This window comes from Sulfuricurvum sp. RIFOXYD12_FULL_44_77 (genome assembly GCF_001830725.1).
GTDB classification, from domain to species: Bacteria; Campylobacterota; Campylobacteria; order Campylobacterales; family Sulfurimonadaceae; genus Sulfuricurvum; species Sulfuricurvum kujiense_A.
On record NZ_MIBU01000071.1, the window covers coordinates 1 to 8,814 of the forward strand.

At 47.1% G+C, this 8,814-nt stretch carries 10 protein-coding genes; 5 read left to right on the forward strand and 5 right to left on the reverse strand.

Annotation, left to right across the window (positions count from 1 at the left end; all coding sequences use genetic code 11):
- On the reverse strand, nucleotides 1–1,022 hold a 1,022-nt coding region (prfB, locus tag A2517_RS03330), incomplete at its 3' end, for a peptide chain release factor 2 (protein WP_294894113.1).
- Between the two features lie 59 nt (nucleotides 1,023–1,081).
- On the opposite strand from prfB, the gene panC reads away from it, so the two are divergent.
- The gene (panC, locus tag A2517_RS03335; RefSeq protein ID WP_294894115.1) at nucleotides 1,082–1,903 is read left to right on the forward strand and encodes a pantoate--beta-alanine ligase; all 822 of its coding nucleotides are present in this window, start codon (nucleotides 1,082–1,084) and stop codon (nucleotides 1,901–1,903) included.
- A 1-nt stretch (nucleotide 1,904) separates the two neighbouring features.
- Complete coding sequence (locus A2517_RS03340; RefSeq protein ID WP_294894117.1) at nucleotides 1,905–2,429, forward strand: hypothetical protein; 525 nt, start codon at nucleotides 1,905–1,907, stop codon at nucleotides 2,427–2,429.
- On the opposite strand, the gene A2517_RS03345 is transcribed toward A2517_RS03340, so the two are convergent.
- Genes A2517_RS03345 through flgB form a run of 4 tightly spaced genes read right to left on the reverse strand, consistent with a single transcriptional unit; the run spans nucleotide 2,416 to nucleotide 5,470 of the window.
- Entirely contained in the window at nucleotides 2,416–4,212 is a 1,797-nt protein-coding gene (locus A2517_RS03345; RefSeq protein WP_294894119.1) for a penicillin-binding protein 2, read from the reverse strand. The genes A2517_RS03340 and A2517_RS03345 overlap by 14 nt on opposite strands.
- A gap of 14 nt (nucleotides 4,213–4,226) precedes the next feature.
- On the reverse strand, nucleotides 4,227–4,529 hold the full coding sequence (gene fliE / locus A2517_RS03350) for a flagellar hook-basal body complex protein FliE (protein WP_294894121.1): 303 nt from the start codon (nucleotides 4,527–4,529) through the stop codon (nucleotides 4,227–4,229).
- A 7-nt stretch (nucleotides 4,530–4,536) separates the two neighbouring features.
- Nucleotides 4,537–5,031, reverse strand: coding sequence for a flagellar basal body rod protein FlgC (gene flgC, locus A2517_RS03355; protein WP_294894123.1), 495 nt, complete (start codon nucleotides 5,029–5,031; stop codon nucleotides 4,537–4,539).
- Between the two features lie 10 nt (nucleotides 5,032–5,041).
- Nucleotides 5,042–5,470, reverse strand: a complete 429-nt coding sequence (flgB, locus tag A2517_RS03360) for a flagellar basal body rod protein FlgB (protein ID WP_294894125.1) — start codon at nucleotides 5,468–5,470, stop codon at nucleotides 5,042–5,044.
- 136 nt (nucleotides 5,471–5,606) lie between these two features.
- Here flgB and A2517_RS03365 point away from each other — a divergent pair, with 136 nt between their 5' ends.
- From A2517_RS03365 to A2517_RS03375, 3 genes are all read left to right on the forward strand, one after another.
- Nucleotides 5,607–6,785, forward strand: a complete 1,179-nt coding sequence (locus tag A2517_RS03365) for an FtsW/RodA/SpoVE family cell cycle protein (RefSeq protein WP_294894128.1) — start codon at nucleotides 5,607–5,609, stop codon at nucleotides 6,783–6,785.
- Nucleotides 6,782–7,795: an undecaprenyldiphospho-muramoylpentapeptide beta-N-acetylglucosaminyltransferase gene (gene murG / locus A2517_RS03370; protein ID WP_294894129.1), complete on the forward strand. Its 1,014-nt coding sequence runs from the start codon at nucleotides 6,782–6,784 to the stop codon at nucleotides 7,793–7,795. Before A2517_RS03365 ends, murG begins: the two co-directional genes overlap by 4 nt.
- A gap of 100 nt (nucleotides 7,796–7,895) precedes the next feature.
- On the forward strand, nucleotides 7,896–8,814 hold a 919-nt coding region (locus A2517_RS03375; protein ID WP_294894131.1), incomplete at its 3' end, for a 2-isopropylmalate synthase.

Below are 8,814 nucleotides of genomic sequence, written 5' to 3' on the forward strand. Positions count from 1 at the left end.
GAGTAGGGGATTCCTGAACGGGTGTCTTTGACTTGCTGATAGGGAGCCAAAACATACGAGCGAATTTGATGCCCCCAGCCGTTTTCACTTTTCTCGATTCCATCAACCGCCGCTTGCTTTTTCTCCATCTCTAACTCATAGAGACGGGATTTGAGCATTTTAAAAGCGGTTGCTTTGTTTTTATGCTGGCTACGGTCATTTTGACACTGTACGACGATCCCGCTCGGGATGTGGGTGATACGGATTGCCGATTCGGTTTTGTTGACGTGCTGACCCCCCGCACCGGAAGCACGGTAGGTGTCGATACGGATATCACGGTCTTCGATCTCGATATCGATATCATCGTCGAGTTCGGGAGAGACCATAACGGAGGTGAAACTGGTGTGACGTTTCGCCGCAGAGTCGTACGGGCTGATACGAACGAGGCGATGGATACCGTTTTCATTTTTGAGATAACCGTAGACATTAACCCCTTTGATCAGAAGTGCCGCATCTTTGATCCCTGCCTCTTCTCCGGCTTGATAATCGAGTATCTCTACGGTAAAGTCATGTCGCTCCGCCCAACGGGTATACATACGTAACAGCATCGATGCCCAGTCTTGGGACTCGGTTCCCCCGGCACCCGGATGGATGGTGACGATGGCATTATGACTGTCGTGCTCACCCGATAGAAGGACTTCGACTTCCATCGATTTGACATTGTTTTCCAGTGCTCCTGCATCGGCGAAAAGGGATTCGATCGTCTCTTCATCTCCCTCTTCTTTTGCCATATCGTACAAATCTACGGCATCACCGAGGGTATGAAAGGTTTTAGAATACTTTGCCAGGCGGCGTTCTAACTGGGTTTTTTCTTTTTGGATAACGCCTGCGGCAGCCGCATCGTTCCAAAAGCCGTCTGAGTTTTCAAGTGCTTCGATTTCACTCAAACGATTATTGATATCTTGCGGACGGACTACGTCGGTGACGTTTTGCATTTTAATCGTCAATGTTTTAAGTAATTCGGTATATTCGTAATGATCCATAAGTAGGAATACCTTCTGATATATTATAATGCCAATTATATTCTATAGAGGCTAAAACAATGATTATCGCACGTTCCGCGCAAGAACTTCAAGATGCGCTTCAACTTAAAACGGGAACAATCGGTTTCGTTCCGACGATGGGGGCGCTCCATATCGGTCATCGCAGCCTGATTGAAGCGGCTCGCAGTGGGAACGATTATGTGGTTGTTTCGATTTTTGTCAATCCGACCCAGTTTTTACCGGGGGAAGATTTGAGCAAATACCCCCGCCGCGAAGAGGCCGATTTTAAAATCTGTGAGCTGAGCGGTGTCGATGTTCTCTTTTATCCCGATGTAAACGCGATGTACGGCGAAGATGAGGTGCGGATATGTGCCCCTGATGTGAGAGGATTTATTCTCGAAGGCTCTTCCCGTCCCGGACATTTTGACGGAGTGTTGACGGTTGTTATGAAATTGCTGAATATGGTACGTCCCGCTCGTGTCTATTTCGGGAAAAAAGATGCCCAGCAACTCGCCCTTATTACCCAAATGTGTCACAATTTTTTCATGAACATCGAGATTGTCCCGATGGAGACGGTTCGTGAATCGGATGGCTTGGCCCTCTCGAGCCGTAATATATATTTGAACAGCTCTGAGCGTCAAGAGGCGTTGAAACTCTCAGCCGCACTCAAACGGGCAACAAAGATGCTTATGCAGGGAAATACCAAAAGTGCGGAGATCAAAGAGGCGATGGAAGCTATACTTGAGCCTTTGGATGTCGAGTATGTGGCGATCGTCAATAGAGCGTTTGAGTCGATTGATGAGGTGGTAACCGGCAATACCATCGTACTGGTTGCGGCACGTGTCGGAACGACCCGTCTAATCGATAATGTGTGGATGTAATATGAAAAAGTATCTATCGAGTCTTCTTATTGTTATCCTCCTAGCCGGATGTGCTCCCAAAATAGGGAAAGATATTTTCATTGAACCGCAAGGAAATTTGCGCTGGGAAAATACTCAGGCTGAAATGGTATTGGGGGTATTGTCGCTTTTAGGAATCTCGACGAAGAGCGGAGAGATCCGTTTGGGGAGCGATTTAAAAGTGGTGAATAAATGGCACAGCGATATTAGGATTGTATCACTCACTTATACCCTTCTTGATGCGAAAGAGGTGATTGCACGAGGAGAAGCAAAATCGGGGGGAGAATACTCTTTTATCATCCCTTCCGGTAGCGAAAAGGTGATCCCTTTGGAGTTTCGTGTCGATACGAAACACCTGAACAGCAACCGTGTTCTCGCTATTGTGCAATCGAAGCGTAAACTCTTTGTTAAAGGGGAAGCGGTTATTGAAGTGTGGGGGATACAAAAACACTATCGCTTTGAGAAAGAGGTGACAACCGTTATCCAAAAAGCCCTTACGGGTGTGTAGTCTCTATCGGTGAAGCGGCGGCCGCTACGGCGGCGGGATCGGGGATAAGGTATTTTTCCTCCACCATCAGATCGACAATCGCTTTAAACACCGGTACGGCGGTAATAGAGGCAAAGTAGACGGTACGCGGTTCGATTACTGTAATACCGATCGTATAGTCGTGTGTCGCATCATTGGCAAACCCGATAAATGAGGTGTGGTAGCTGTTAACATACGCACCGTTTTTCGCGATATGCGCCGTTCCCGTTTTTCCTCCCACTTGAATTCCCGGTGTTTTAGCAACCGTTCCCGTCCCCTCATTGACGGTTTTGATGAGAATTTGTTTCATCCGCTCTGCCGTAGCGGGAGAAATTACTTGAACAGGCGGTTGTATCTGCATCGGAATAGTGCGGCCGTTATCATCATAGAGCGCCTCGACCACCATCGGATTGATCAGTCTCCCCCCATTATTAAAGACATTGAACGCTTTGACCAGCTGCATCGCATTGGCACGCATACCGTAACCGTATGAGGTGATCGCTTTATAGAGGGAATTATTTAACTGTGTGGAACTGGGGATAGATCCCCGTTTTTCATACGGCAGGTCAATACCGCTGAAGTGGGTAAATCCAAACCGTTTCAGCCCCTCGGTGTATTCGGCACCGTTGAGTTTCTGCGCCAGTTGGGCGATACCGATGTTGGAAGAGTGGACAAGGACATCTTCGGCGCTGATCATACTGAAGGCATGCTCATCAACGATAGTCTTGCGCCCCATCGTGAAGCGCCCGTTATGTCCGTTAACCATGTCGTAAGGGTTAATGAGACCTCGATCGAGCATAAGGGCAAAGATAATCGGCTTGATAACCGATCCCGGCTCATAGCTGTATTCGATGGCATTGGCATTGAGTGAAGGGTAATCTTCGGTTCGGATATGGCTCGGATCAAAACGGTTTGAGCTGGCAAGGGCGATGATTTTTCCGCTCTTGGACTCCATTACGGTGGCGATGATCTCATCGGCTTGAAGTTGTTCTTTGATTTGATCGGTGATCGTTTCCACGCGGGATTGGAGCATAATAGGGATATTGAGTTTAACGGTTAGACCGTTGATCTGACGTTTGACTTGGCTTTGTTTATTTAAAATCAGATAACCGTTGACATCGCGCAGCGCTTTTTGGGTTTTGTTTTGTTGAGGGTTTAGCTCTTCATCAAAAAATTTCTCCAACCCTTTGATCCCGTACACTCGCGTATACCCCTCTTCTTCGATTTTACGAGGATAGCCCAAAAGGGGGGTGAGGAGTTTGCCGTAGGGGTATTGACGCGCTTCGCCGCTCTCTAAAATATTAAGCCCTTGCAAAATACGCTCACCCGATGGGGTTTCATATTCGATAAATACCCCTAAACGGCGCAATTCAAAGGCAAGTGTTTTGAGATACATCGCCTCTTTCGGACTGATGTGATAGCTAAGTGTCACGGAGCCTTTGCGGGTATGGAGACGTTCTCGTATCTCATTGGGCTCGGTTCCGCTGTAGATACTGAAGAGCTGGATGAAAAGTTCCTCTTTGTCCGGATCGATATTACGGGTATTGACGACCGCTTTATAGAGTTTTTGGGTTGTAGCGATATGAAAACCGTCTGCACTGATAATCGATCCGCGTTGTGCTTTGGCACTGTCTTCGGAGTAAATAGAGGGGATATCCCGTTCATGGAGTGCCGTATAGAGCATAACCGCCAAAAAAATGACGAAACCGAACATGAGAACGAGGAAAAGGGCAAGGATTTTTTTTGATTTATTGGAATGGCGCATGTGAAAAGATTAAATCACATTTGCGTTCGAGTAATTTCTTTATAGGCATTGAGTGCCTTATTTCGTACTTCGAGCATCAATTTCATACTGATTTCGGCTTTATCGATAGCGATGGCGGCTTGGTGAAGATCTTTGACCGAGCCTGTCGCGATATCGCTCATAGCTCTTTCGCCGTCAACTTGCATTTGGTTGACGTTGCCGAGGGCATTTTTGAGCTCTTGGGCGAAATCGGTACTGCTTGCTTCGACCGTATTGCCGCTTTTGTTCGCCAGTAAATCGGCAGTAGAGAGAGATTTGATCGATTGAATATTAGCCATTTACGGATTATCCTTGTAATATACTAATGGCACTGCCGGCCATATTTTTTGCACTTTCGAATGCGGCGACGTTCGCTTGATACGAACGTGTTGCTTCGACTAAATCGGCCATTTCGACGACAGGATTAATATTTGGGTACGCAACATACCCTTTTGCGTCTGCATCGGGATGAGAAGGGTCGTATTTCATTTTCGGCGCGCTGTCATCTCTGCTGATTTTATCAACAATAACACTCATAATAGCAGGATTTGGTTTCAAACCTGCCAACCCCTCTTTGAGCGGGTCGCTGTAGCCGAGTGCGGAGGTTTCGTTTTCCAATGCTTTGTTATAGAGTTGGTTAAAATCGATCGCTTTAAAAATAACCTCTTGACGTCGGTACGGTCCACCCTCATTGGTACGTGTCGTTTGAGCATTCGCAATGTTCGAACTGATGGTGTTAACACGGACACGCTGAGCGGAAAGGCCGTAACCGCTGATATCAAAGCTATTTAAAAAAGACATAATCTAATCCTTACGCTGTTTTGCTCGAAGCGTCTATGACGCTTTTGAACAAAGCGGAATCTTTTTTGAGTGCAGCGGTGAGGGCATTAAACATCGTCGAGTTTTTTGCCATTTCCGTTGTTTCGACATCCAAATCAACACTGTTTCCATCATTACGTGCCATATGGCCATCACGAAAAAAAGTAGTCGGTTTTGAAGAACCCGAATCGATCGGTCCCAAATGGGCACCGTTGGTGTGCGCCATTTGGAGGGTTTGGGATTTATCGGCAAAAATTTGAGCACTCTTTTGAGCCAATGTATCTTCAAAGCTGATATCTTTAGGGCGATAGAAAGGGGTATCGGCATTGGCAATGTTGCCGGCAATAATATCTTGTCGTGCGGCACGGTAATCCATGGCGCTTTTCATCAGATCATGTGAACGTGAAATAGTGAGTCCCATTCCTTTTTCCCCTTTCTCTCAATTTGTTTGGAATACTAAAGCAAAAAACATTCCATATTCTACCCACTCGCTTTTATCGAACTCTAGTATAAAGAGCGATATACTTGCATAAATTATACATTAAATAAGTCCTAAAATGCCTGATAAAAAACTATTTATTTTAACGACAGCGTTGATTACCGTAGGGGTTATATGCTCTTATACCCTCTCCGCATATACGGTTATTTTATTCGAATATAATGACTTTCATTTCGTTGCGCGTGAGCTCGTTGTTGCGGTTATCTCGATTTTAATTATGTGGACGCTTGCTCAGCTAGACCCTGATGTTTGGCTTCACCGTTTAGGACTTGGCCTCTTTTTCGGAGGGATGCTTCTGATGATCGTGATGCCATTTCTCCCTGCATCACTGGTGAGCGAAGTCGGCGGTGCAAAACGGTGGATTAAATTAGTGGGATTTTCACTCGCCCCCGTCGAGTTTTTTAAAATCGGTTTTGTCTACTTTCTGGCGTGGAGTTTCTCCCGTAAACTCGGCCATCACGCGGATATGGGTGTGACGGAAGAGTTTAAACGCTTTGCCCCCTATGCGGCTATTTTTATCATTGTCATGTTTTTGATCGCCTTTATGCAAAATGACTTGGGGCAGGTTGTCGTTTTGGCGTTGACATTGGCGTTTATGCTCTTTTTTGCGGGGAGCAGTTTTCGCTTTTTTATGACGTTGGTCGGGAGTGCGGTAGGTTTTTTCCTTTTCTTTATTTTTACTTCGGAACACCGTATTAACCGAATTTTGTCGTGGTGGGGATCGGCACAAAGTACCGTATTGGCTTTTTTCCCTGAACCGATTGCACGCCATTTGCGGATTGAAAATGCCGAAGAGGCGTATCAAATCGGCCATTCCCTTAATGCGATTCATAACGGAGGGATTTTCGGTGCGGGATTAGGGGGGGGAACCTTCAAACTCGGCTTTTTGAGTGAGGTTCATACCGACTTTGTACTGGCAGGAATAGCCGAAGAGTTCGGATTTATCGGGGTTTTCGGAGTGGCACTCCTTTTTATTATGCTGCTGCACCGTCTCTTTAAAATTGCCAATCGCTCTCATAACGATACGGCCTATCTTTTTAGTTTGGGTGTAGGGCTTTTGATCACCTTTGCGTTTATGATCAATGCCTACGGTATTAGTGGATTAACCCCTATTAAAGGGATTTCAGTCCCATTTTTGAGTTACGGAGGTTCGGCTATGTTGGCTTCGGCAATGGGGATAGGGATGGTGTTGATGGTCTCTAAAAAGATTGAATACAAATCGGGGGATAAAAAGTGAATCTCATTTTTACTGGAGGCGGAACAGGAGGACATTTGGTGATCGCTCTCTCTTTAGCAGAAAAAGCACGTGAGCAAGGGCACAAAGTGATGTTTATCGGTTCAACATCAGGGCAAGATCGTCAGTGGTTCGGAGAGAGTTCTCTTTTTGATGAGGTTCACTTTTTGGATACGACGGGAGTGGTCAACAAATCGGGATTTGGAAAACTCGTCGCTTTGTGGAAAGTGTTTAAAGCACTGTTACACTCACGTACGTTGATTCGTGCCTTTAAAGCTGACGCCGTTGTGAGTGTCGGAGGATTTTCGGCGGCACCGGCTGCTATGGCGGCGGTTGCGACGGGCACGCCGCTCTACATTCACGAACAAAATGCGGTGACGGGAAAGTTAAACCGATTGCTTCGACCGTATGCGAAGCGATTTTTCAGCTCGTATGAGGAGGGGGAGAATCATTGCGATTATCCCGTCAATGCACGCTACTTTGAGAATGCCCGTATCCGTGACTCTATTAAAACCGTGATCTTTTTAGGGGGATCGCAGGGGGCTAAATTTATTAACGATTTGGCACTTGAAATCGCTCCGTGGCTTCGTGATAAAGGGATACATATTATTCATCAGTGCGGACTCAAAGAAGAAGAGCGGGTACGTGCCGCGTACCATGAACTTGGGATACCGGCGGAAGTGTACGGGTTTACGACGCAGATTGCGGAGTTGTGCGAGCGGAGTGATTTTGCCATAAGCCGTTCCGGTGCCAGTACCCTCTGGGAACTCTGTGCGGCGAAAATCCCTGCGTTTTATATCCCGTTCCCTTATGCCGCCGCCGATCACCAATACCATAACGCCCGCTATATCATCGATCATAATGCAGGATGGTGCGAGAGACAAAGCGACGGGTTACTCCTAAAACTGCAAGAAGCGATTGAGAGTGATATCGGCGTCAGGAGTGAAGCGTTAGGAAAATTGATTGCCCCCAACGGTGCCGCGCATATCATTGAAAAGATCGAAAAACGATAAAAACAGAGTTCATCCGCGTTTGCTCCCCTTTTTGCTATAATTCGCCCACTTATTGCCACCAGCAAGGGCAATGAGGAGAGAAAATAGCAAGGAGTTTCGTATGAAACACGCATCCATGGGCAAATACCGCCCTTATCCTCAAGTTGATTTGCCGAATCGTATTTGGCCGTCCAAAACCATCACGCACGCCCCTATCTGGTGCAGTGTCGATCTTCGCGACGGAAACCAAGCGTTGATCACCCCGATGAATTTGGATCAAAAACTCTCTCTCTTCACCCTCTTGCTGAAACTCGGATTTAAAAATATTGAGGTGGGATTCCCCTCCGCGTCGAAAGTGGAGTTCGATTTTTTACGCACTCTTGTAGAGCAGAAATTGATTCCCGATGACGTGACGGTACAAGTCCTCGTCCAAGCGCGGGAACATTTGATCGACAAAACGTTTGAAGCGTTGGCAGGGGTCAAAAAAGCGATTGTCCATCTGTACAACTCCACCTCGGTAGCCCAGCGTAAGATCGTCTTCGGCAAAGAGCAAGATGAGATTATCGCGTTGGCACTAGAGGGTGTCGATATGGTCAAAGCCCGCGCCGCCAAGCACGACGGTGAGATTAGTTTAGAGTATTCACCGGAGAGTTTTACGGGGACGGAGCTGGAATATGCCGCCCGTATCTGTAATGCAGTGACCGATCGTTGGGGGATCAGCGCTGAGCGTAAAGTTATTATTAATCTCCCCGCGACGGTCGAGATGGCAACTCCGAACGTCTATGCCGATCAGATCGAGTGGATGAGCCGTCATTTGACGAATCGCGAGCACGTATTGATCTCGACCCATACCCACAATGACCGCGGAACCTCGGTTGCCGCGACGGAGCTTGCATTGTTGGCTGGGGCGGATCGTGTCGAGGGGACGTTGCTCTCCAACGGAGAGCGCACCGGAAACGTCGATATTATCACGTTGGCACTCAATATGTATACCCAAGGGGTCGATCCGGAGTTGGATTTCAGCGATTTAGAGACGGTCG

Coding starts and splice junctions, on each gene's coding strand:
- panC (WP_294894115.1), top strand. CDS start 1,082: ATGATTATCGCACGTTCCGCGCAAGAACTTCAAGATGCGCTTCAACTT.
- A2517_RS03365 (WP_294894128.1), top strand. CDS start 5,607: ATGCCTGATAAAAAACTATTTATTTTAACGACAGCGTTGATTACCGTA.
- A2517_RS03340 (WP_294894117.1), top strand. CDS start 1,905: ATGAAAAAGTATCTATCGAGTCTTCTTATTGTTATCCTCCTAGCCGGA.
- A2517_RS03345 (WP_294894119.1), bottom strand. CDS start 4,212: ATGCGCCATTCCAATAAATCAAAAAAAATCCTTGCCCTTTTCCTCGTT.
- fliE (WP_294894121.1), bottom strand. CDS start 4,529: ATGGCTAATATTCAATCGATCAAATCTCTCTCTACTGCCGATTTACTG.
- flgB (WP_294894125.1), bottom strand. CDS start 5,470: ATGGGACTCACTATTTCACGTTCACATGATCTGATGAAAAGCGCCATG.
- flgC (WP_294894123.1), bottom strand. CDS start 5,031: ATGTCTTTTTTAAATAGCTTTGATATCAGCGGTTACGGCCTTTCCGCT.